The sequence below is a fragment of the Paenibacillus sp. FSL K6-1096 genome (genome assembly GCF_037977055.1).
Classification (GTDB): Bacteria; Bacillota; Bacilli; order Paenibacillales; family Paenibacillaceae; genus Paenibacillus_AQ.
Genome location: NZ_CP150274.1, coordinates 6,781,814 through 6,804,835 on the forward strand (window position 1 = coordinate 6,781,814; position 23,022 = coordinate 6,804,835).

The 23,022-nt window shown below is 57.5% G+C and carries 16 protein-coding genes; all 16 read left to right on the forward strand.

The genetic code is table 11. From position 1 onward, the window contains the following. Window positions 1-62 precede the first annotated feature (62 nt). On the forward strand, window positions 63-1,445 hold the full coding sequence (locus MHI24_RS29750) for an extracellular solute-binding protein (RefSeq protein ID WP_340023154.1): 1,383 nt from the start codon (window positions 63-65) through the stop codon (window positions 1,443-1,445). Between the two features lie 112 nt (window positions 1,446-1,557). Beyond that, entirely contained in the window at window positions 1,558-3,285 is a 1,728-nt protein-coding gene (locus tag MHI24_RS29755; RefSeq protein WP_340023155.1) for a sensor histidine kinase, read from the forward strand. Window positions 3,286-3,299: 14 nt separating this feature from the next. Next, a complete protein-coding gene (locus tag MHI24_RS29760) occupies window positions 3,300-4,667 on the forward strand; it encodes an extracellular solute-binding protein (RefSeq protein ID WP_340023156.1) in 1,368 nt (455 codons plus the stop codon). Between the two features lie 18 nt (window positions 4,668-4,685). Continuing rightward, on the forward strand, window positions 4,686-6,278 hold the full coding sequence (locus MHI24_RS29765) for a response regulator (RefSeq protein ID WP_340023158.1): 1,593 nt from the start codon (window positions 4,686-4,688) through the stop codon (window positions 6,276-6,278). Between the two features lie 140 nt (window positions 6,279-6,418). Beyond that, window positions 6,419-7,486 (forward strand): fatty acid desaturase, encoded by a 1,068-nt coding sequence (locus tag MHI24_RS29770; RefSeq protein ID WP_340023159.1) that lies wholly within the window; start codon window positions 6,419-6,421, stop codon window positions 7,484-7,486. 148 nt (window positions 7,487-7,634) lie between these two features. Next, complete coding sequence (locus MHI24_RS29775) at window positions 7,635-8,774, forward strand: sensor histidine kinase (protein WP_340023160.1); 1,140 nt, start codon at window positions 7,635-7,637, stop codon at window positions 8,772-8,774. Continuing rightward, window positions 8,771-9,373, forward strand: coding sequence for a response regulator transcription factor (locus MHI24_RS29780; RefSeq protein ID WP_340023161.1), 603 nt, complete (start codon window positions 8,771-8,773; stop codon window positions 9,371-9,373). The genes MHI24_RS29775 and MHI24_RS29780 overlap by 4 nt, the downstream gene beginning before the upstream one ends. Before the next feature lie 397 nt (window positions 9,374-9,770). Then, on the forward strand, window positions 9,771-11,216 hold the full coding sequence (locus MHI24_RS29785; RefSeq protein WP_340023162.1) for an SWIM zinc finger family protein: 1,446 nt from the start codon (window positions 9,771-9,773) through the stop codon (window positions 11,214-11,216). A 14-nt stretch (window positions 11,217-11,230) separates the two neighbouring features. Further along, on the forward strand, window positions 11,231-13,036 hold the full coding sequence (locus MHI24_RS29790) for a HEAT repeat domain-containing protein (protein WP_340023163.1): 1,806 nt from the start codon (window positions 11,231-11,233) through the stop codon (window positions 13,034-13,036). A 25-nt stretch (window positions 13,037-13,061) separates the two neighbouring features. Further along, window positions 13,062-14,897: a HEAT repeat domain-containing protein gene (locus MHI24_RS29795; RefSeq protein ID WP_340023164.1), complete on the forward strand. Its 1,836-nt coding sequence runs from the start codon at window positions 13,062-13,064 to the stop codon at window positions 14,895-14,897. A gap of 305 nt (window positions 14,898-15,202) precedes the next feature. Further along, complete coding sequence (locus tag MHI24_RS29800; protein ID WP_340023165.1) at window positions 15,203-16,306, forward strand: AAA family ATPase; 1,104 nt, start codon at window positions 15,203-15,205, stop codon at window positions 16,304-16,306. Beyond that, window positions 16,303-18,657, forward strand: coding sequence for a DUF5682 family protein (locus MHI24_RS29805; RefSeq protein ID WP_340023166.1), 2,355 nt, complete (start codon window positions 16,303-16,305; stop codon window positions 18,655-18,657). Before MHI24_RS29800 ends, MHI24_RS29805 begins: the two co-directional genes overlap by 4 nt. Further along, a complete protein-coding gene (locus MHI24_RS29810) occupies window positions 18,658-19,887 on the forward strand; it encodes a VWA domain-containing protein (RefSeq protein WP_340023167.1) in 1,230 nt (409 codons plus the stop codon). It abuts the gene before it with no gap. Between the two features lie 127 nt (window positions 19,888-20,014). Beyond that, on the forward strand, window positions 20,015-21,100 hold the full coding sequence (asd, locus tag MHI24_RS29815; protein ID WP_340023168.1) for an aspartate-semialdehyde dehydrogenase: 1,086 nt from the start codon (window positions 20,015-20,017) through the stop codon (window positions 21,098-21,100). Window positions 21,101-21,274: 174 nt separating this feature from the next. Beyond that, window positions 21,275-21,970 carry a pseudouridine synthase gene (locus MHI24_RS29820; RefSeq protein ID WP_340023170.1) on the forward strand — a complete coding sequence of 232 codons (696 nt, stop codon included), beginning with the start codon at window positions 21,275-21,277 and terminating at the stop codon, window positions 21,968-21,970. 29 nt (window positions 21,971-21,999) lie between these two features. Continuing rightward, the gene (locus tag MHI24_RS29825; RefSeq protein ID WP_340023171.1) at window positions 22,000-22,941 is read left to right on the forward strand and encodes a hypothetical protein; all 942 of its coding nucleotides are present in this window, start codon (window positions 22,000-22,002) and stop codon (window positions 22,939-22,941) included. Window positions 22,942-23,022: the final 81 nt, after the last annotated feature.

Consider the following 23,022-nt stretch of genomic DNA (forward strand, 5'->3'; position numbering starts at 1 on the left):
ACAAACATTCCCCTACGGTACACTTATTCATATAAGAGAAACCTATGAGAGGGGTACAGGGAATGAACAAAGCGAAATACCTTACGCTGACGCTGGCTTCCATCATACTCACAGGTTCACTCGCAGCGGGCGGGGCAGACAACACCAGCGGAACCATTGCCGCGAATGAATATACCGGGGAGGCTGCAACAGATATTGCGGCGGCTGCAGGGGCAGGGACGGAGAAACAGCCGCAGACCGGGCCGCAACCGAAGGTGGAGCTGACCTTCTGGACACTCGGCGGCACAAATTATGAGGATCTGGCCGGTGCTTACACTAAGGAACATCCGGATGTGACGATCAAGGTGCTGAAGGCGGATGACGGAAATGCGCTGCACCAGAAGCTGTCTGCGGCCTTCGCGGCAGGCACTGGAGTGCCCGATATTTATCAGCTTGAGGCCGGTCTTGTGGACCAGTATCTGGCAGAGCAGGACCAGTTCTATAATCTGAACGAGCTTGGGGCCGGGGACATCGAGGCAGATTACCTGAAATGGACCTGGAGACAGGCCTCGTCTGCGGACGGAAGCTTCCAGCTTGGACTGCCGGCAGATATCGGGCCTACTGTGGTGTTCTACCGCAAGGACCTGGCTGAAGCCGCCGGCCTGCCCGGCGATCCGGAAGGCTTCAGTGCAGCGATTGATACATGGACCAAATTCGCTGCCGCAGCGAAGGCCGTCAAGGAGAAGACCGGCAAATCATTCTCCGGGCTGGCGGACCTGACGTATAATGCGCTGCGCGACCAGTCGGTGGATGAAATCTATTACAGCAGGGCGGACGGCAGCTTCTTCGGTGATACGAATCCTTATGTGCAGCGGGCGTATGACTACACGGCCAAGGGTATTCAGGAGGGCTGGATCAGCTATGCGGACATCCGGTCGCCGGAGTGGGAGCAGGGGCTGCGCAGCGGCGAGTTCGCCGCGGTGGCCGGACCGGCGTGGCTGGCCGGGACCCTTAAGCAGAGTGTACCCGCTTCTGTGGGAGAGTGGAGAATTGCCCAGCTGGCAGAAGGGGCCGGTAATTGGGGCGGCTCGTATATGACGCTGCCTAAGGCGGGGAAGCACCCTGAGGCAGCTTATGCCTTTATTGCATGGCTGGTGAACAAGGAGAACCAGCAGGAATCTTTTGCTGCACAAGGCCTGATTCCATCTATTCCGTCCCTCTACAGTGATCCTGCATTCGCGGCTCTCCGCGATGACTTCTTCGGCGGCCAGCAGACTGGAGCCGAATTCGGCAAGGCAGCCAGCCGGGTGAAGCCGGTCTATTACGGGCCGCTGCACGAAGAGACGGACGCCCTGTTCAAGCATGCGCTCGGCAATGTGCTGGTGAAGGGAGCCAATCCGGCGCAGGAGTGGCGTTCAGCAGTGAAGCAGGCGCGAAAGCTCGCAGCAGCAGGGGAGAATCGTTGACTCTGACGTCTGCGTTTGCACCGGTGTGATTTGGTACAAGTTCCGGACAGGAGATCAGGCGGAGGGTGGAGAATATTACAACACAGAGACAAGCAGGAGGAAGGTACTGTACATGAAGCTCCGCCGCAAAATCTTGCTCGCAATCATTCTCCTGGTATTCATTCCCGTAATCGTCATGGGCACTGTGACGTATGTGAATTTCTCGAACGCCATGGAGAAGAAATCCAATAACTTCTACTGGATCTCCCTGAAGGAGACCGACCGGAAGCTGAAGTTTGCATTGAGCGAGATTACCTCAACCACCAATTCGGCCATTACACAGCCCCCGATCCAGCAGGCGCTGAAGCAGCAGAACTTCGTGCTGACCTATGACAACAAGCAACTGATTAACAATCTGCTGTTTGTGCAGCCGATGATTACCTCCTTCAGTATCTATGGCAAAGACCGGCTGATCTATCAGTACAATGCGCCGATGTCTTTTGCCGAAATGGAACGTCAGGTCTGGTTCGGAGCGATGGAGCGGGCGGAGGGGCGTCCGGTGTGGTCCGGTCCCGGCGAGAACGGCTCGGCTGCCGCAGGCAAGCCTGTGCTGGTGCAGGCCAGAGTGATCAAGGACTTCTACTCGCTGGAGGATATCGGCTATCTGGTGGTGTATGTGAAGCCGGATCTGCTGGACCAGATTTTCTGGGAGGCGGCTACCCTGAGAGAAGGGGATATTCTGCTGGTGAACAAGCACGGCAATATCGTCTTCAACAAGTCGGGGGAGCATATCGGGGAGCGGACGGAGTTCCCTTTTCTGCAGGAGAATTATGTTCAGGAACAGGACTATTACATCGATAACTATCAGGATAAAAGATCGCTGATCACCTTCCTCCCCTCCGACAACTCGGACTGGTATCTGGCCGCGATTACACCGATGGATCTCATCTCCGCCGAATCAGCCTCCATCCGCAATCTGGCGGTTATTCTCGGGGTTGTTTCGCTGTTGTCCGCTTTTCTGTTCGACCGTTATTTCATCCGCAGGCTGGTCCGGATCATTAACAGCGCGGTGAACGGGATGAAGCGCGTCAAGCAGGGGATCTTCATGCCGATTGCCGTACCGCTGCGTGCCAATGATGAGAGCGACTCGCTGATCGACGGCTTCAACCGGATGAGCTCACAGATCAATGAGCTGATTGAACAGGTGCAGGCCGAGCAGAGCAGCAAGAAGGAGGCGGAGCTGAAGGCGCTGATGGCGCAGATTAATCCGCATTTTATCTATAATTCCCTGGAATCCATTAACTCAATGGCCGTGATTGCGGGCAACAAGGATATCAGCCGGATGGTCGTCTCGCTCGGAAGACTGCTGCGGATCAGCATCAGCCAGAACCAGGAGCTGATTCCGCTGCAGATGGAGTTCGAGCATGTCCGCCATTATCTGGATATCCAGAAGTTCCGCTTCGGGGAGAAATTCCTGTATGAGCTGGAGCTGCCGGATTCGCTGAAGTACGTGATGACGCAGAAGCTGATTGTCCAGCCGATCGTTGAGAACGCTTTATATCATGCCATTGAGCATATGGAGGAGCAGGGCACCATCACGGTGAGCGCGCAGGAGAACGGCAATGATGTCATTATTATTGTGAAGGATAACGGACCGGGCTTCGATCTTGCGGTGCTGATGAGCGAGTGGAACAAGGAGCGCCCGAATCCCAAGAAATACAGCGACAGCGGGGTGGGGCTGAAGAATGTGCATGAGCGCCTGAATATCCGGTTCGGCCATCCGTATGGGATTATGGTCTGCTCGTCCCCCGGGTTCGGGTCCACCATTTGTATCCGGATTCCGAGGATTCAGCCAACATGAGAAGGGGAGAACGCATGAACAAGGAGCGGAAGGCGGCCGGCTGGCTGACCAATTGGGGGTGGGTGCTGCTCTACATCCTGCTGATGGCCGGTGCGGTCGGGTTCATTCTGCAGGAGAAGAGCGGACAGATTGAGGAGTACCCTCCCGAGAAAATCACCTTAACCTTCCGCCACTTCTGGATCAAGGAGCATGACCGCCCGCTGCTAAGCATCTTTGAGGAGGTGGTCAAGGCTTATCAGGAGAGCCACCCGAATGTGAAGGTGAACTTCGAAGGGCTGGACCAGACCATCCACCGCGAGCAGCGGCTGAAGAGCGAGATGGTGACCGGCACGCCGCCGGATATGTTCGTGCTGTTCGGCGGGGCAGAGATTGAGCCGTATGTCCGCTCGAACCGGCTGATGGACCTGACGGCATTCACGGAAGAGAACGGGCTGAAGCAGCAGTTCAAGGACCTTCATCTCTGGACCTTTAACCAGCATATCTATGGTCTGCCGATTGAAGGCAATGCGGAGCCGCTATACTATAACAAAAGGATCTTCGAGCAGTTGGGGCTTACGGTTCCCCGCACGCTTGCGGAGCTCGATCAGGTGATCGGGAGGCTTAACGCTGCGGGGTACATCCCGTTCGCGCTGGGCAATGAGGACCTGTGGCCTGCCGGAGTGTTCGCCCATTACCTGATGGACCGCTATGCCGGTCCCGAGCTGATTCAGGAGCTGGTGAGCGGAGTGCCGGGGGTGAGCTTCCAGAGCAGCGGATACCTGGAGGCCTTCCGCCATCTGAACCGCTGGATCGGCGAAGGAGCCTTCAGCGGGGATGCCAATAATGTGTCCACAGAGAACGCTGTTAAGCTGTTCACCGGGGGCAAAGCGGCCATGTACCTGAACGGCAACTGGGATATCAATCTGTTCTCCGGCCCCGCCGCTCCGGCTGACTTCCAGAACCAGGTCGGGGTGATGCCGTTCCCGGCCCGTGTTCCGGGGAGCGAGGCCTCTATCGCCGGGGGCTACACGATCGGGATCGGGCTGTCTTCGAGCCTTACCGGGGCGAAGCGCGAGGCCGCGCTGGAGCTGATGAAGGCTTTCTATACAAAGGAAGTTCAGACCCGGATCGTCTATGAGGGGCTGCGGATTCCCTCGATACGGATCGGCTTCGATCCTCAGAAGACGGGGCCGGTCTTCGCCCAGGTTATGGAGCTGATGGAGCAGAATAACCAGAGCTTCGTACCCTACGACAATCTGCTGTCGCCAGAGGTCAAAACAACCTTCCTCAGCGTCATCGAAGAGATGATCGACAAGAAAATACAGGCGGATACAGCCCTGAAGGAGCTGCAGACCGCATCCAAGCAATACTGGAATCTGATCCGCAGTTCAGCCGGTCAATAGATCTGGAGGCATGAGATAATGGAAGCTGACGATAAATATAAGGTGCTGCTCGTCGATGATGAGCCGCTCATACTGCGCAGTCTGAGGGTTGCTGTCCCGTGGGAGGAGCTGGGTCTGACGATTGCCGGCGAAGCGAAGAACGGAGAGACTGCTCTGCAGCTTATACAGGAGACCTCGCCGCATATTGTAATCAGCGACATCCGTATGCCGGTGCTGGACGGGATCGCCCTGATGAAGCAGGTGCTTCCGCGCAGCGCCCAGCTGATCTTCATCTTCATCAGCGGCTACGGGGAATTCGAGTATGCCCGGGAGGCGCTGCGTGCCGGTGCGTTCGACTATCTGCTGAAGCCGATTGACCATGAGGAGCTGACGGACATGCTGGTGAGGGCCCGGGAGCGGCTGGACCGCCAAAGGGAGAACGAGCAGATGCTGCTCTCGGTGCAGACCCTGTCGCTGCTGGCCCGCGAGCGGATGCTGGCCGAGTTCACGCTCGGCAATCCGCGTCCGCTGCAGCACCTGAAATGGCTGGAGAACAGCGAGCTGGAGCAGGACTATTTCATGGCGGTCGTCCGCCTGGATGATTACGCCGGACTTACCGCCAGATGGAGCGCGGAGGAGAAGCAGCTGTGGCTGTTTGCCGTCCGCAACATTCTGGAGGAGTGGTCGATGCAGCACGGCGCGCTGTCGGTGTTCCCGTTCTACAACGGGGAGTGGATTCTGCTCTTCCCGGCTGGCGCTGCTGCTAACCGCAAAGAGCTGGGAGAGCAGCTGATTGGCGGCATCCGCCGGTACGCCAAGCTGGATTGCTCTGTCGGCATCAGCCGTACCACCCGGGGGATTGACCAGTTAAGCACGGTGTACCCTTTGGCGGCCCAGGCGCTATATCAGCGCTTCTATTCGGGAGAAGCCGGTGTGTTCATCGATGAAGAGACGGCGGCACCCGGCAGCCGCGAGGTGAAGTATCCGAAGGAGCTGGAGCTGGCGCTGATGGAGAGCATCCGCACGCTGAACCTGGAGCGCATGCTTACGCTGTTCGATGAGCTGGCAGTCTTCATTGAAGCCCAGGCTCTGCCGCAGAAGCTGGCCGGCCACCTGATTCTGGAGCTGAGCGTGGTGCTGTACCGGCAATTCGAGCATCTGAACACGCACGGTGAGTGGTCGGTGGAGAGCCTGCTGACCAAGCTGAACGATCTGGGTACGCTGTCGGGAATGATTGAGGCGCTCAAAACAGAGTTCCGCGAATGGCTGGAGCAGAGCCACAAAACCGCAGCCCGGGAGGACGGGCGGAGCATCATCGAGAAGGCCAAACGGTATATTGAATCCAATTACCACAAGGATCTCAGTATTGAGGAAGTATCTGAGGTCGCGGATCTTAGCATCAGCCACTTTTGCACTCTGTTCAAGCAGATCTCCGGCTACACCTTTCTGGAATTCGTCACCCATTGCCGGATGGAGAAGGCCAAGTACATTCTGCGCAGCAGCAGTGTGAAGGTCTACCAGGTCGCGCCGCTTGTCGGCTACCAGGACCCCAGGTATTTCACGCAGGTGTTCAAGAAGGCGACCGGCAAGACGCCAACGGAGTACCGTGAGGAGCATGTGAAGCAGGTTTGATTGAAGTTACAAACCAACTATGACAAATGTCATACACCAGGGTTGATGTTTATGACTTACGGGGGTGACACTTTCTTCTTTATAATGGAAGTAGATGAAGTGTCCCTAGAATGGATGCATCCGAGGAGGAACCGATCCCGATGACCACCCCCCAGCTTCCCGGGCTTTCCAGCCTGAAAAAAAGTGTAGCTCCCTACGAACAAACGAGCCGCAAGACGAGCATAAGACAGATGATCAATACACTGGTGCCGCTGGTGCTGTTATGGGCCGCTGCCTATTTTAGCCTAAACGTCTCCTATGGCCTTACCCTGCTGTTTGCGATTCCGGCGGCCGGGTTCGTGATCCGCACGTTTATTATTTTTCATGACTGCTGCCACGGGTCGTTCTTCAAGAACCGCAAGGCGAATGATATTCTCGGAACGCTCACCGGTGTGCTGACTCTGGTCCCTTACCGCCAGTGGAAACGCAGCCACTCGATCCATCATGCCGGCAGCAGCAATCTTGACAAAAGAGGCATCGGCGACATCTGGATTATGACCGTGGACGAATACAAGGCGGCGAAGCCGCTGGAGCGGCTCTTCTACCGGATCTACCGCAACCCGCTGGTGATGTTCATCCTCGGACCGATTGCTGTATTCCTGATCCAGTACCGGTTCAACGTCAAAGGGGCCAGACGCAAGGAACGGATGAACACCTATCTGACAAATGTCCTGATCGCTGCTCTCTACACCGGGCTGATTCTGGCCATGGGCTGGCAGGCGTTCCTGCTGGTGCAGCTGCCGATTGTGTTCGTGTCCGGGTTCCTGGGCATCTGGCTGTTCTATGTACAGCACCAGTTCGAGCATACCTACTTCGAGCACGATGAAGAATGGAGTTATATCAACGCGGCCGTAGAGGGAAGCTCCTATTATAAGCTGCCGAAGCTGCTGCAATGGATCACCGGCAATATCGGCTTCCACCATGTGCATCACTTAAGCCCGAAGGTGCCGAATTACAATCTGGAGCTGGCCCACAACGCGACCCCGCCGCTGCAAAAAGCAACCACCATCACGCTCGGCACCAGCCTCCAGGCGCTGAAATACCGTCTGTGGGATGAGCAGCGCAAGGCTTTTGTCAGCTTCAGGGAAATGAAGCAGCTCCAGCGCCAGAGCAAGCCCGCCGCAGCTGAGAGGCTGAAGGTGATCAAGCCGGGGCTTCAGAGTGAATAGAACGGTTACGAGCGAGAAAGACTTCCCCGGCGTGCAGGAGGCCGGAGCGGGTCTTTCTTTTGATATGAAGCCAGGGTCCCTCTTGCAGATTGCGGGAAGATATGTGCTAAAATGGGGGTATACTCTTACTGGCAAAAGGATGGCTGACATGCAGAAGTGGCATCACATTTTTCATAAAAGCACCGGGCTGAGCCCTTATGTATGGGTCGTATTCTATATACTCCCCTTCTATTTCATCTTCCGTTCCTCCTCAGCGGACCGCTGGGTGTACGGCTTTGTGATGATAATCTGCTTCTTCGCCTGTTATGTGCTGTCGTTCAAGTCGAAGGGCTGGCTGGTCTATTTCTGGACGGTCGGGCAGATGGTGGTCTCGATCACGATGACGCTGCTGTTCGGGTATATGTATTTTGCACTGTTCCTGGCCTTCTTCATCGGGAATATCCAGAAAAGAACTGCCTTCTTCACGCTCTATCCCATCCATCTGCTCACCACGATTGTATCGATTAACTATGAGCTGATTATGCGCAATCCTGTGTTCCTCTCGCAGCTGCCTTTCGTGCTGGTCAGTATTATTGCTGTTGTGCTGCTCCCGGTCACCACCTATAACCGCAATAACCAGGACCGGCTGCAGGGACAGCTGGAGGACGCCAACAAACGGATCTCCGAGCTGGTCATTATGGAGGAACGCCAGCGCATCTCGCGGGATCTGCATGATACACTGGGACAGAGGCTGTCGCTGATCGGACTCAAAAGTGACCTGGCCGGCAAGCTGATCGCCAAGAATCCGGCCCAGGCGCTGGTCGAAATCAATGACGTCCGCAACACCGCGCGTAGTGCGCTGAAGGAGGTCCGGGAGATGATTACCCAGATGCGGGGCATCCGGCTGGAAGACGAGCTGGTGCGCATCCGGCAGCTGCTCCAGGCGGCAGAAATTGAATATGTGCTGGAGGGAGAGCCGGATCTGTCGCATACGTCGCTGATTACCGAGAATGTGCTGAGCATGTGCATGAAGGAAGCCGTGACGAACGTAGTGAAGCACAGCGGCGCGTCCCTCTGCCGGATCGGGATGGAATCTACCCGGACGGAGCTGGTCATTAAGGTAATGGACAACGGCGGGGGCATTGAGGCGAACCGGCTATACCATAAGGGCCATGGGCTGCAGGGTATGAAGGAACGGCTGGAATTCGTCAACGGTTCAATGGAAGTGACTCAGGAGGAAGGAACGACAGTGGTTATTAAGGTGCCGAATGCTTCTCAGCAGCCGGACATGGAGGTGAACGCGCAATGATATCAATTGTGATCGCGGAGGATCAGCGGATGCTGCTCGGGGCGCTCTCGGCGCTGCTCGACCTGGAGGAGGATATGCAGGTGGTGGGCAAGGCGGGCGACGGGGAAGAAGCCGTCAAGCTGGTGAAGCAGCTCCAGCCGGATATCTGTATTATGGATATTGAGATGCCTGCGATGACAGGGCTGGAGGCGGCGGAGGCGCTGAAAGGGGCAGGGTGCAAAATCATGATTCTGACCACCTTTGCCCGGGCAGGCTATTTCGAGCGTGCGGTCAAAGCCGGAGTGGATGCCTATCTGCTCAAGGACAGCCCAAGCGAGGAGCTGGCGCTGTCGATCCGCAGTGTCATGGACGGCAAACGGATGTATGCGCCGGAGCTGATGGACGAGGCCTACAGCAATGAAGCGAACCCGCTGACCCAGCGCGAGAAGGAGGTGCTGGGGCTGATCGCCGACGGCAAGAATACGAAGGAGATTGCGAGCCAGCTCTACATCACCACCGGCACGGTCCGCAACTACATCTCGGTGATTCTGGACAAGCTGGATGTCGGCAACCGGATTGAGGCGATTACGCGGTTCAAGGAGAAGGGCTGGTTCAAATAATAGAAGGTTACGGTTATTTCGCAGGCGGCGGCTCTCCGGCAGGAGGGCGGCCGTTTCTTTTCAAAATATAAGAATTTATTTTATATGTTCCACACGATAACTTATCCTTATATTTCGCGCTGAAACGGAGCAGTCCTTATAAAGGACGGCAATGCCGTTTCCACTTGATACAGGAGGTTTAACCAGGGCCAACGCTTCATATTTTATAGGACCTATTTACTGTTTTTATTGTGGAAGCGCTTGCATAATTGGAACAGCTGGACAGATTTGCTAATATAAATGCAAACATGTGATCCTATTTGTGATCTTTTCATGTCAAGTTGGGTAATGAATAGATGAGCTTCATGCAGGCTTACTCATACTGCCTGTATCTTAATTTTGCCGGGAGGGATCAGATTTGCCAGAGCTTACTGCAACGTACGTCGATTCACTTGCGCCTAATGCCGCCGCCATCAAGAACGGTCAGGGGCTGGTCCGCAAAAAGAGCTTCATAGAGCTCCACCAATCCGAGAATGGAGACCTGCTGTTCGGCACATGCGCCGGGAGCGGCAAGACGCCTTATGAATGCTCCGTTGATTTCGTCGTCCCCGACAGCCCGGTTTTCCGCTGCAGCTGTCCCAGCCGCCAGTTCCCCTGCAAGCATGCGTTAGGTCTGCTGTATGCGTACACGGACGGTCTGACCTTCACCCCAGCTCCGGTACCCGAGGATATTGCCGGGAAACGTGAGAAGGCGGAGAAGCGGGAGGAGAACAAGGCGAAGCAGGCGGCCGAAGGCGCAGAGCCCAAGCCGAAGAAGGTCAATAAATCTGCCCTGAAGAAGAAAATAAACGCACAGCTGGAAGGGCTCGATCTGCTGGAAAAGCTGGTGCTCTCCTTCGTCCGCAGCGGCCTGTCCACAATCGACAAGTCTGCGGCCAAGACGATCCAGGGGCATGTGAAGCAGCTTGGCAACTATTATCTGTCCGGTGCGCAGATTGAGCTGCGCCGCTTCGCGAACCTGATGTTCTCCGGGAAGGATCAGGAACAGAACTATACATATGCGATGGAGCAGCTGACCCGGCTTCACGCATTCATCAAGAAAGGGCGCGCCTATCTGCAGGCCCGGAGCGGGGACCCTGAGCTGGCGCTGGATCATGAATCCACCATCGATGAATGGCTGGGCCATGCCTGGCAGCTGAGTGAGCTGAAGGAATACGGGATGGTGAAGGAGGGCGCGGAGCTGCTGCAGTTATCCTTCTACAGCTACAATGATGCCGCCCGCCAGGAATTCGTGGATCTCGGGTACTGGCTCGACCTTACGGCGGATGGAGGCCAGATCCACCGGACCTTCAATTACCGTCCTTACAAGGCGGCCAAGCTGATGCGCGAGGAGGACAGCTTCTTCGAGATCGCTGTCGTTCCCCAGCTCTATACCTATCCCGGCGGGATGAATGCACGGATTCGTTACGAGGCGATGACCACAAGAGCGGTGCAGAGTGCTGATCTTGCGCGCGTAGCCTCCCAGGCTCACCGCTCCTATGCGGAGGCGGTCAAGAAGGTGAAGAATCAGATCAAGAATCCGCTGAGCGACAAGCAGCCGGTGCTGCTGCTTCACGCCGCGTCACTGGGAATAACTGAGAACGGCCAATATGTTATGACTGACAGCGAGGGGACCCGTCTGCTCCTGGAGGATCTTCCGTCCATGCCGCAGGGCAGCACTGCTCTGCTGCCGCTGCTGCCGGAGGAAGCCCGCCAGGACTGCACGGTGCTGGTCATGTTCGAGCATGATCTGGATCAGGGACGCCTGCGTGTTCAGCCGCTTACGGTCATTAAGGGCGAAGAGATCATCCGTCTATTGTATTGACAGGAGGGACGTCCATGAGCACAGCGTTATTACAGGAGCTGCATCAGGAATTCAGAAGACTGTATATCGCCGGAAGCGGATTGGCGGCCGGAGATTTCCGCCTGAAGCGGCTGCTCCCGCAGCTTCAGCAGCTTGGGGAACGGTCGCCGGTCTTTAAGAAGCTTGGCGAGGGAGCAGCTGCGCTGCTGGAGCCTGCGGACGCAGACGAAGCTGCCCTAGGTGCTGCATTGCTGGAGCATACGCTGCTGCTGGAGTCTGTGCTGTATACCCAGGGGAGCATGAACGTGGAGGGCACTCCCGGCCCCCTGCCTGTGCAGAGCTTCCGTCTTGAGACGAAGCAGCCCTACCGGAAGCTTGCACCCGTGCTGGAGGCGCTCAGCACGACAGGGAGCGGCAGATATGAGATTGTCGAGGATGCCTTCCAGCAAGGCGTCTTCCAGGATCTGCGCCTCCTGCCGCTAGCTGTCTCTGCACTGAATGACCCGTATTCGGAGCTGGCGGACTATGTGAAGGAGCATATTCTTCCTTCCTATGGTCCGGGGATTGGCGTTTACCTGCTGGAGAGCTTCAATCCGGCCGGGGGACGGAGCGAGGCACGCAAGCTGGAGGTCATCGCTAACACAGGTGCCGCCGGGCATCTGGAGACGGTTTATCATGCTGCGGAGAGCGGCAGCGATGAGGTCAGAGTGGCCGCTATCCCCTGCCTGGCAGGGGATGAGAAATATACGCCCGTCCTGCTGGAGTGGGCCGCAGACAAGAAGAAGGCGATTCGCGAAGCGGCTTATAAGGGACTGGCAGCAGGCGGGAGCGAGCAGGGGGCCGAGCGGCTCTACGAGGCTTTCTGTGACGGGAAGGACCGTGAGATGGTTGCCGAGGTACTCGCTAACCGGCCCGCTGCCCTGGCCGTGGAGAAGCTGGCAGACTTGTTCATGGAGAAGCTCCGCCAGGCGCCGCAGGATAACGGAGATCCGCAGCAGACAGAGGCGGCCTGGACAGAGATACAGCATCTCACGAGAGCGCTGCTGATGGCCCGCAGCCGCAAGCTCGATGAAATCTACAGCTATGTGATCAGCGGGTATGACCGCTTCCTGGCGCTGGGCTGGAGGCTGCTAATTACTCTGGCAGCCAGATACAAGCAATCATCAGCGACAGAGGCCAGCCTGAGGGAGCTGCAGGAACTGGCAGAGCGTGACTATAACTATCTGCTGTATTATTTCCGGGCGGCCCGCAGGATGATGAATCCGCGTGAGATATATAACCAGTTTGCCGGAGGCTTTAAAGCCAGGCTGCTCTCCTTCGTGAAGAAGGAAGCTGCACAGCGGGAACAGGCACTGATTGACATTCTGGACCGGGTGATTATTAATCCCCGGGCACCATACAACTACAGGACAGTGGATACCTATCAGAGGATGACCCCCGAGGAGATAGAAGCTTCCTGGGACCCGCGCTGGCTGGACTGGTTCATTCAGCGGGACGCGCTGAATCCGGTGTGCAGCTTCGCCCGGCCGGGACATCAGGGCGTGAGGGATTATCTGCTGAAGAAGCTGAAGACACCCCCGCAGCCCAATGATGACGAGGTTCTTTCTAACATTTTTACAGGACTTGAACGTGCAGGAGTTCCCGAACCGGAACGCCTTGAGCTGCTGATGGCGGCCCTGGAGAACGGCAGCTTCGAGCATACGAACCAGTTCAGCCCACCGCTGACCCGGCTGATGGAGCGGTTCCCGTCCGGCTACCGTTCCCGGCTGGAGGCTGTCGCTCCGAGATACCCGTTCGTAGCCAAACGGCAGCTGGAGCATCTGCTCAGCACCATCAACTAATCATAATCACTAGGGAGGACCGTCCATGAGTACAGCTTTATTACAGGAGCTTCATCAGGAATTCAGAAGATTATATATAGCCGGAAGCGAGCTGGCCGCCGGAGATTTCCGCTTGAAGCGTCTGCTTCCGCAGCTTCAGCAGCTGGGAGAGCGTTCCCCGGTCTTCAAGAAGCTTGGAGAGGGAGTGGAGACGCTGCTGGAGCCTGGAGGTGCTGAAGGGGCTGCCCCGGGCGCCGCATTATTAGAGGTTACACTGCTGCTGGAGTCCGTGCTGTATACGCAGGGAACGGTTCAGGCCGAGGGCACTCCCGGCCCTATCCCTGTGCGAAGCTTCACGCTGCAGACGAAGCAGCCTTACCGGAAGCTGGCACCTGTGCTTGAGGCGCTCAGCACGACGGGGAGCGGCCGGTATGAGGTCGTTGTGGATGCCTTCAAGGAAGGCGTGTTTCAGGATCTGCGCCTGCTGCCAGTGGCCGTATCTGCGCTCAATGACCCGTATTCGGAGCTGGCTGAATATGCCAAGAACAAGATTCTTCCTTCCTATGGTCCGGAAATTAGCAGCTATCTGCTGGAGAGCTTCAATCCCGCAGGGGGACGGAGCGAGGTGCGCAAGCTGGAGGCGATAGCGGCTGCGGGCGCTTCCAGCCATCTGGATGTCATTGTTCATGCCGCCGAGAACGGCAGCGATGAGATCCGGGCGGCTGCCATCAAGTGTCTTGGCGGCTATGAGGAATATACAGACGCGCTGCTGGAATGGTCAGCCGACAAGAAGAAGGTCATCCGTGAAGCTGCGTACACAGCGCTGGCGGCAGGCGGATCGGCACGAGGGGCAGAGCGGCTCATTGAGGCGTTCATTCAGAAGAAGGACCGCGAGATGTTAGCCGGCGTGTTGGCAGACGGTGCTCCTGCTGAGGTGTATGCCAGGGTGACAGCATTGTTCATGGAGGAGCTGCAGGCCGCACCAGAGAATACGGCCGGCAAGAAGGTTACCGAGAAGGCCTGGGAGGAGCTGACTCCCTTCCTGATTACGCTTTACCACGTAAAAACTCCTGAACTGGATGCAATCTTTAGTTATGTCCTTAAGGAGTATAATCGTTATATATCACTGGGTTGGGTTCCTCTGTTTGACCATGCGGCCCGATACAAGCAGGAATCAGCGGATAGCGCCGCGCTCGAAGAGCTCGCGGAGCTGGCGCAGCGCAGCGTGCGGCATCTGCCGAATTACTTCCATGCCGCTAAGCGGACGGTCAGCCCTCAGGAGGTGTTCGATCGGTTCGGAGGAACGCTCACCGACACTAAGCTGATCGGCCAGGCCGCCAAGCAGGCGGCCCAGCGCTCGCAATTGCTGGTCCATACGATTGAGGAGCAAGCTGTAGACCTTTATTGGGACTATGAGGTCCGATGGGATGCCTCGGGTGTCAGGCAGTATAACAAGAAGATGCTGTCGGCTGAGGAGGTTGCGGCAGAATGGGACCCCCGGTGGCTGGACTGGTCCATTAAGCAGGATGCCCTGAATCTGGCCTGCGTCTTTGCCCGGCCCGGACATCAGGGAGTGCAGGATTACCTGAAGGGCAAGCTGGTAGGGCCGTTCAAGCGGTACACCTATGACCGTCTCGCCAATATTTTCAAAGGACTGGAGCGGGCAGACCTCCCTGAGCCGGAGCGGCTGGAGCTATTGATGTCCGCGCTTGAAGAGAACAATGTCCGCAATCTGTATACCTTTGACCATTACCTGTTCGGGATGATGGAACGTTTCCCGGCCCGCTATGCAGACCGGCTGAAGGAGATTCTGCCCCGGTTCAAATATGAATGCAAGCGGCAGCTGGAATATATATACGATCAGCTGGTGAGTAAGCTGTAAGGGCTGCATTACTTAGAGTCATAGGACTGTAGAGAATGATCTTGTTAAATATACGTAAAAGTATACGTAAAAGGAAAAGTGACGGAGGGGAATTTTGGAACTGTAGGAGCGATAGCGTCCGCCTTTGTGTTTGAATTTCTACCGCGGCATGCGGTTTGATTCAGGAAATTTAAACACAACAGCGGCCGAAAGTCCAAACATTCTCTGGAGTCACGGCTATCCCATAACAGAAAAATACAAGTGCATTCTATATTAAAAAGAAGTTGACCCGGCTGGACGGGGATCGATAAAGGAGAGGTGTATATATGTCAACAGAACAAGGTCAGCTTCAGGATTACATGCGTCTGCCGGCTGAAATCCTGTACCGCGAAGAGCTGGAGGCGCTGCGCAAGGAGGATTCCGGGCGTATTCCTGCCGGATGGCAGATGTCCCCGCGTTCCGTCCTTACATTCATCGCTGGCGGCAAGGCGGGCAAGACCGTGATTACCCCCAAGTATATCGGCAATACGCGGCTGATCGAGATGGCGGTAGCCACACTCGTTACCGACCGGGCCCTGCTCCTGATCGGGGAGCCGGGCACGGCGAAGTCCTGGTTGTCCGAGAATCTGGCGGCAGCGATCTACGGCAACTCCGGCATGGTTGTTCAGGGAACCGCCGGAACCAGCGAGGAGCAGGTCCGTTATTCCTGGAACTACGCCATGCTGCTGGCCAACGGTCCAACGCCGGAGGCGCTGGTCAAGAGCCCGATTATGCGGGCGATGGAGGACGGCGGGATTGCGCGGTTTGAAGAGATCTCCCGCTGCGCGTCTGAGGTTCAGGATGCGCTGATCTCCATCCTCTCGGAGAAGACGATCTCTGTACCGGAGCTGGGCAAGGAGACCAGTGCCCGCAAGGGCTTCTCCATTATCGCCACCGCCAATACGCGCGACCGCGGCGTCAACGAGATGTCTGCGGCTCTGAAGCGGCGCTTCAATATCATTGTGCTGCCAGCGCCGTCCGACCTGGAGACGGAGCTGTCCATCGTGAAGAAGCGGGTGGGGGAGATTGCCTCCTCCTATGAGCTTCAGGCGGCGGTTCCGGCTGACGAGGCGCTGCTGAAGGTCGTAACAATCTTCCGCGAGCTGCGCAGCGGCATGACCCTTGATAAGAAGGAGAAGGTCAAGACTCCGGCTGGCGTCATCTCTACGGCTGAAGCAATCTCACTGCTGACAAACAGTATGGCACTGGCGGCCAGCTTCGGCAGCGGTGAGCTGACGGATGAAGATCTGGCGGCCGGGCTTCAAGGAGCGATTGTGAAGGATGATGATAAGGATAAGCTGGTCTGGAAGGAATATCTGGACAACGTCATGAAGAAAAAAGGAGCGGACTGGCGCGGACTCTATCAAGCCTGCAGGGAGATGAACGAGTGAGCAGGGCAGCGGTTGCCGGCGTCCATGTCTTTGGGGTGCGGCATCTCTCTCCGGGCGGGGCCAGCCATGTGCTGGACTACCTGAACGAGCTGCAGCCGACCGCTGTGCTGATTGAAGGCCCCGGTGATGCCAGCGCAGAGATCCGCCATCTGACCCATGCGCAGACGAAGCCGCCGATAGCGATTCTGGCCTTCACGGAAGAGGTTCCGGTGCGGACCGTGCTATGGCCGTTCGCGGTGTATTCCCCTGAATATCAGGGGATGAAGTGGGCGCAGGCGAATGGGGCGGAGGCCGAATTCATCGATCTTCCCTCCTCCGTGACGCTGGGCCTCCAGGAGGGGCTGCGTAAGGGTGTCCCGCAGCATCCGCAGCGTCCGGAGCTTAAGCCGGCTGCGCATGAAGAGGGCGAGCCGGCGGAGGACGAACTCCGGGAGCCGGAGTCGGTCTATAGCCGGATTGCCCGGCTTGCCGGTGAACATGACTATGATATGTACTGGGAGCGCAATTACGAGCACAACATGAGCAGCGGAGCATACCGCGCAGCGATCCTGGCGTTCTCGGCTGAGATGCGCGGGCTGTCGGAGTCTGCTGAACGCGCGGAGCAGCCGCGCGAATACGCCTATAATGCCCTGCGGGAGTCATATATGCGGCGGCGGATTCTGCAGAAGATCAGCGAGGGCCACCGGCCGGAGAAGATTGTGGTGATCTGCGGCGCTTATCATGCGGCTGCGTTAACCGATCTCAGCGATGCCATGAGCGATGAGGAGCTTGCGGCACTGCCTTCCCCCGCCACCAAGCTGACGCTGATGCCTTATTCGTATTATAAGCTCTCCAGCATGTCGGGGTATGGTGCGGGCAACGCAGCTCCCCATTACTTCCAGCTGATGTGGGAGCTGATGGCCTCCGGCCGGCCGGAGGAGCTGCCCCACCGCTACCTGTCCTCTGTGGCCCGGCTGGTGCGCCGCTCCGGGACGCACCGCTCTACAGCCGAAGTGATCGAGGCCGTTAGGCTGGCCGAGTCGCTCGCGGCGCTCCACGGCGGCAGCGCGCCGGTGCTGCGCGATCTGCGCGATGCCGCGCAGACGCTGCTCGGCCACGGCGATCTGGCCGCCGTGGCCGATGCACTGGCCCGGGTCGATGTCGGAACGAGCATCGGCAGCCTGGCGGACGGCGTCAGCCAGACGCCGATCCAGGATGACCTGAACCGGCTGCTGAAGCGCTACAAGCTGGAGAAGTACAAATCGACTGTAGCGGCCGATCTGGCGCTGGACTTGCGTGAGAACCGCCGCGTGTCGAGTGAGGAAGCGGCTTATCTTGATCTGCACCGCTCCGTGCTGTTCCACCGGCTGGAGCTGCTGGGCATCCACTTTGCACGCAATGTGCCGACCGGCCAGACCGGAGCGACCTGGGCGGAGCACTGGGTTCTTCAATGGGCGCCGGAGGTGGAGATTGAGGTCGTGGAGTCCACCCTGCTCGGCGAGACGATTGAAGTGGCCGCAGCCTATGTACTGCGGGAGAAGCTGCGGGAATGCCGCTCGATCAGCGAGGCGTCAGCCCTGATCGTGACGGCCTGCGAATGCGCCATGACCTCGCAGATGGAGGAGAGCAGCCGGGTGCTGCAGAGCCTTGCGGTGGACAGCCGCGAAGTGGTATCGATTGCGGCTGCTGCCCGGGAGCTGTCCAAGATTATCGGCTATGGCGATATCCGTAAGGTGGATACCGCTCCGTTCGTACCGCTGCTGGAGGAGCTGTTCCGCCGGGGCTGCCTGTTCCTGCTGGATGCCAGCGGCTGCAATGACGAGGCGGCTTCGCTGATGATTACGGCGATGAATGATCTTAATCTCATCTCGCAGGAGCATGATGAGATTGCTGATACCGCTCTGTGGCTGCAGGAGCTGCTGCAGCTGGCCCAGCGGGATGACCGCAACCCGCGCCTGTCCGGCTTCGCCTGCGCGATCCTGATGGAGCGTGCGGCGATCTCTGCCGCAGAGGTGGCGGCGGAGGTATCGCGCCGCCTGTCGCCGGGCATTCCGGCAGATCTGGGGGCGGGCTGGTTCGAGGGCCTGTCCATGCGCAACCGCTACGGCCTGCTGTCCAGGATGAGCCTGTGGGAGCAGCTGAATGATTATATCAATGCGCTGGAGGATGAGGAGTTCAAGCGCGCCCTGGTCTTCCTGCGCCGGGCGTTCAGCACCTTCTCTCCGCGGGAGAAGACGATGATCTCCGAGCTGCTGGGCGAGCTGTGGGGCGTGAACAGCGAGCAGGCCGCTGAGATTCTGACAGGTGAACTGAAGGAGGAGGAAGCCAAAATGCTGGATGATCTGAACGATTTTGACTTCGATGATCTATAGATGGCAGGCGGGGAATTGAAGGATACCGGGCTGGACAGCGTCATTTCACGCTGGCGTCTGATTCTGGGCCAGGAGGCGGAAGCCTCCCTGTCCGCCTGCTCCGCAGGCGGCGGGCAGCTGCTTAGCGAAGAAGAGATGATTATGGATGCCGCCCTGGAAGCCATATATAATGAGACGGGTGCAAGCGGGGCAGACGGCAACGCAGGCATGGGCACAAATCGCCGGGGCGCCGGCTCCGGCCGTTCCGCGATCAATCTGTCCAAGTGGCTCGGTGATGTGCGCAGTCTCTTCCCGGAGGATGTGGTCTCGGTGATACAGAACGATGCGATGGAGCGCAAAGGCTGGAAGCAGCTGCTCTTCGAGCCGGAGCTGCTGGCTGCCGTGAAGCCTGACATCCAGCTTGTCGGCACGCTGCTTGCACTAAAGGGCAAGATTCCCGAGAAAACCAAAGAAACGGCAAGAATGCTTGTCCAGGCGCTGGTGGATGAGCTGGTCAAGCTGCTGGAGACCGACATCCGCCGCGCGGTCACCGGAGCGCTCAACAAGCGGCAGCATTCACCGCTCCCTTCCCTCAGCGGGCTGGACTGGAAGCGGACGATTGAGCGCAACCTGAAGCATTACGACGCCGAGCGGCAGATCATTATCCCTGAGCGCTTCTTCTATTTCGACCGCGCCCGCCGCAGCAAGGAATGGACAGTGATCGTGGACATTGACCAGAGCGGCTCGATGGCCAGCTCCGTGATCTGGGCTTCCGTGATCGGTTCGATCTTCGCCAGCATCCCGGCGCTCAGCACCCGGGTCGTGGCCTTTGACACCGAGGTGGTGGATCTGACCGAGCAGTGCGCGAATGATCCGGTTGATATGCTCTTCGGCATTCAGCTCGGCGGCGGCACAGATATTAACAAGTCTGTGAAGTACTGCGAGCAGTTCATTGAAGAGCCGAAGAAGACGCTGTTCATCATCATCTCGGACCTGTACGAGAACGGCAATCAGGCCGGACTGGTCCGCCGGATGCGCGAGCTGCGCGAATCGGGTGTGCGGACCATGACGCTGCTGGCCTTGTCTGATGAAGGCAAGCCTTATTACGATGAGCGGCTGGCCGCCCAGCTTAGCCGTGACGGCACCCCTTGCTTCGCCTGTACGCCGGCGAAGCTGCCGGTTCTGGTCGAAGGGGCGCTGAAGGGCCAGGATCTGGGCGAGCTGGCGAAGCGTCTGGGACTCGGCCGGTAATTTCTGATCAGCGGACAGGAAACAGTTACTTTACAATCACATATTGTGTAACATGCCGCTATCATTTATAATCGGTTATTAAAAAGCACCTTTACCTAGGCGCTGCTTGAAAGGAACTGAATGTCTTATGTCAAGGAAGTTGAGAGCGGGTATTGTTGGCGGTACCGGAATGGTCGGCCAGCGTTTCATTGCACTTCTTGAGAATCATCCATGGTTTCAGGTAACGGCTATCGCGGCCAGCGCCAATTCGGCCGGCAAGTCCTATGAGGAGTCCGTCCAGGGCAGATGGAAGCTGTCCACGCCTATGCCTGAGGCGGTCAAAGGCATCCTGGTTCAGGACGCCTCCAAGGTAGAAGAGGTGGCTGCGGATGTAGACCTGATCTTCTGTGCTGTCGATATGAAGAAGGAAGAGATCAAGGCGCTGGAAGAAGCTTATGCGCGTACCGGAACTCCGGTAATCTCCAACAACTCGGCGCACCGCTGGACGCCGGATGTTCCGATGGTGATCCCTGAGATCAACCCGGAGCATCTTGAGGTTATTGCCCAGCAGCGTAAACGCCTGGGTACAGAGACCGGATTCATCGCTGTGAAGCCGAACTGTTCCATCCAGAGCTACATGCCTACCCTTCATGCGCTCCATGAGTTCAAGCCGTCCAAGGTAGTCGTTACGACATACCAGGCGATTTCGGGCGCAGGCAAGACCTTCACCGACTGGCCGGATATGGTGGATAACGTCATTCCGTTTATCGGCGGAGAAGAAGAGAAGAGCGAGCAGGAGCCGCTGCGGATCTGGGGCCAGGTTACTGGAGAGGGCATTGTTCCAAGCGAGCAGCCGGTTATTACTACACAGTGTATCCGTGTGCCTGTAGCCGACGGCCATATGGCGGCAGTCTTCGCCTCCTTTGAGCAGAAGCCCTCCAAGGAAGAGATTCTCGAACGCTGGAGCAGCTTCCAGGGCCGTCCGCAGCAGCTTGGTCTGCCGAGCGCGCCTAAGCAGTTCATCACTTACTTCGAGGAAGAGAACCGTCCGCAGACCCGGCTGGACCGTGATATTGAACACGGCATGGGCATCTCTGCAGGACGTCTGCGTGAGGATTCGCTGTACGATTACAAATTCGTCAGCCTGTCCCACAACACGGTTAGAGGGGCTGCCGGCGGTGCGGTGCTGATCGCTGAGCTGCTTAAGGCTGAGGGATATATTCAGCCCAAGTAAGCCATTCTAAGCCCTTGATGATTACGCTTGATGCAGCCTGCCGGAGCTTCTCCGCGCAGGCTGTTTGCAGTTTCGCCTGACAGAGCCTCCTTAATCATGGTAAGATTTGATTTGGAAGCGTATCAGGTGTTCCTTATATACTATGGTGATTATGGTGCGGAAGCAGGGACAATCATGAGAATTGACAAGTATATCAGCGTGACGGGCCTGTACCCGCGGCGGGAGACAGCCCGCCTGATTGCCGCCGGGCGGATCACGATTAACGGAACTGGCTGTGCAGCGGGGGCTATCGTGGAGCCGGGTGATATAGTAGCCGTTGACGGCGTGACGGTTACCCCGGACCGGGGGGAACGCGTCTATTTGGCCCTAAACAAGCCAGCCGGGATTACCTGTACAGCTGACCGGCAGGTGGAAGGGAATATCGTGGATTATGTCGGCTATCCCTCGCGGATCTTTGCAGTCGGGCGGCTCGACAAGCAGTCGGAAGGGCTGATTCTCATGACCAACGACGGCTCGATTGTGAACCGGATGATGCGCGCGGAGCATCATCATGAGAAGGAGTACACCGTTACGGTGGACAAGCCGGTCACAGCGGATTTTTTGCAGGAGATGGCAGACGGTGTAGAGATTCTGGGAACCCGGACCCGGCCTTGTCTCACCCGGCAGCTCGCGGAGAAGGAATTCTCCATCGTGCTGACCCAGGGGTTGAATCTGCAGATCCGCCGGATGTGCAAAGCGCTGGGCTACCGGGTGCTGCGCCTGGAGCGTATCCGGATTATGCATCTTACACTTAGTGGCCTTTCCCGGGGAGAATGGAGAATGCTAACCCTGGAGGAATTGGCCGAGCTCCATACCAGACTGGAGGGATAACCTGCGATCACAACTTTTAGGAGGATGACATGCGGATTATTAGCTTATTGATAGCATTAGCGCTGATAGCGGGGTGCAGCGGGACAGGTGGCGGCGGCAAGGCGTCCAGTCCGTCAGCGGTGCCGGCAGCTTCCCCTTCAGCAGATTCACAAGCGGCAACACAGGATACGCTGGTGGAGGATGAAGCGGCGGCAGCGCTTGCCGAAGCTTCATCAGAAATTGCCGATGAGTACCCTGGCTTCGTACATATGGATGCGGTACAACTGAACGGGCAGGTCTTTCAGGTGTACTACTGGAACAAGGGAGATTTCGCATATACGCAGTTTGCCATAGTCAAAGAGGGTAAGATGGTCTTCGACAGCAAGAAAGCCGGACTGGTTCTCGAAGGCGGGAGCATCTGGAATGAGGCTGAGGAGATGTGGGCGGAAGCGGTGGTGCAGAACAACCGGAATACCTTCCTGTTCAGCCTGATGGACAACCGGCCGGAGTACGCATCCATTATCGTAGAGGAGATTGACGATGCCATGCAGGTTACCGTCAACGACCAGGTCAGCGTCAGCTATGAGGATGTGGACCAGGACGGCAGCGAGGATCTGCTGGCGATTCCGTTCGCAGCCCAGTCCCCGCTGGGGCCTGCGCTCACAGGAGTCTATCAGCTGAACGGACTGGAGTATGTGCCGGACAAGGCGCTTACCAGACAGTATGCTGACAGTCAGCTGCTGTCCAGCGAGCAGGAGTACAAAAACAACCCGTCAGAGCAGACCCTGGAGCAGCTGCTGAACGCCTATCTGATTCTTGGGAAACGTTCGGAGGCACTGACCCGGTTTGAGGAGTTCTATGAATGGGCGGGGCAGATGGCCGGAGATGGCGGATTCGTGGATGAATATGCCCGGCTGCTGCGGGAGACAGAGACTGCCGGGCAGCTTAATGGCTGGATGGACAAGCTGAAGCCGCTGCGGACTGCGAAATAGGCAGGCTTGCCAGCAAAAATAAGGGATTCCCGGAGGTTGAGGTTCAACTCCCGGGAATCCCTTGTTTCCGTCATTGAAGGG

Excerpts from the sequence above, each read along its gene's own strand:
- MHI24_RS29795 (WP_340023164.1), top strand. The coding sequence starts at position 13,062 with ATGAGTACAGCTTTATTACAGGAGCTTCATCAGGAATTCAGAAGATTA.
- MHI24_RS29780 (WP_340023161.1), top strand. The coding sequence starts at position 8,771 with ATGATATCAATTGTGATCGCGGAGGATCAGCGGATGCTGCTCGGGGCG.
- MHI24_RS29800 (WP_340023165.1), top strand. The coding sequence starts at position 15,203 with ATGTCAACAGAACAAGGTCAGCTTCAGGATTACATGCGTCTGCCGGCT.
- MHI24_RS29770 (WP_340023159.1), top strand. The coding sequence starts at position 6,419 with ATGACCACCCCCCAGCTTCCCGGGCTTTCCAGCCTGAAAAAAAGTGTA.
- MHI24_RS29820 (WP_340023170.1), top strand. The coding sequence starts at position 21,275 with ATGAGAATTGACAAGTATATCAGCGTGACGGGCCTGTACCCGCGGCGG.
- MHI24_RS29755 (WP_340023155.1), top strand. The coding sequence starts at position 1,558 with ATGAAGCTCCGCCGCAAAATCTTGCTCGCAATCATTCTCCTGGTATTC.
- MHI24_RS29825 (WP_340023171.1), top strand. The coding sequence starts at position 22,000 with ATGCGGATTATTAGCTTATTGATAGCATTAGCGCTGATAGCGGGGTGC.
- MHI24_RS29790 (WP_340023163.1), top strand. The coding sequence starts at position 11,231 with ATGAGCACAGCGTTATTACAGGAGCTGCATCAGGAATTCAGAAGACTG.
- asd (WP_340023168.1), top strand. The coding sequence starts at position 20,015 with ATGTCAAGGAAGTTGAGAGCGGGTATTGTTGGCGGTACCGGAATGGTC.
- MHI24_RS29810 (WP_340023167.1), top strand. The coding sequence starts at position 18,658 with ATGGCAGGCGGGGAATTGAAGGATACCGGGCTGGACAGCGTCATTTCA.
- MHI24_RS29760 (WP_340023156.1), top strand. The coding sequence starts at position 3,300 with ATGAACAAGGAGCGGAAGGCGGCCGGCTGGCTGACCAATTGGGGGTGG.
- MHI24_RS29765 (WP_340023158.1), top strand. The coding sequence starts at position 4,686 with ATGGAAGCTGACGATAAATATAAGGTGCTGCTCGTCGATGATGAGCCG.
- MHI24_RS29775 (WP_340023160.1), top strand. The coding sequence starts at position 7,635 with ATGCAGAAGTGGCATCACATTTTTCATAAAAGCACCGGGCTGAGCCCT.
- MHI24_RS29750 (WP_340023154.1), top strand. The coding sequence starts at position 63 with ATGAACAAAGCGAAATACCTTACGCTGACGCTGGCTTCCATCATACTC.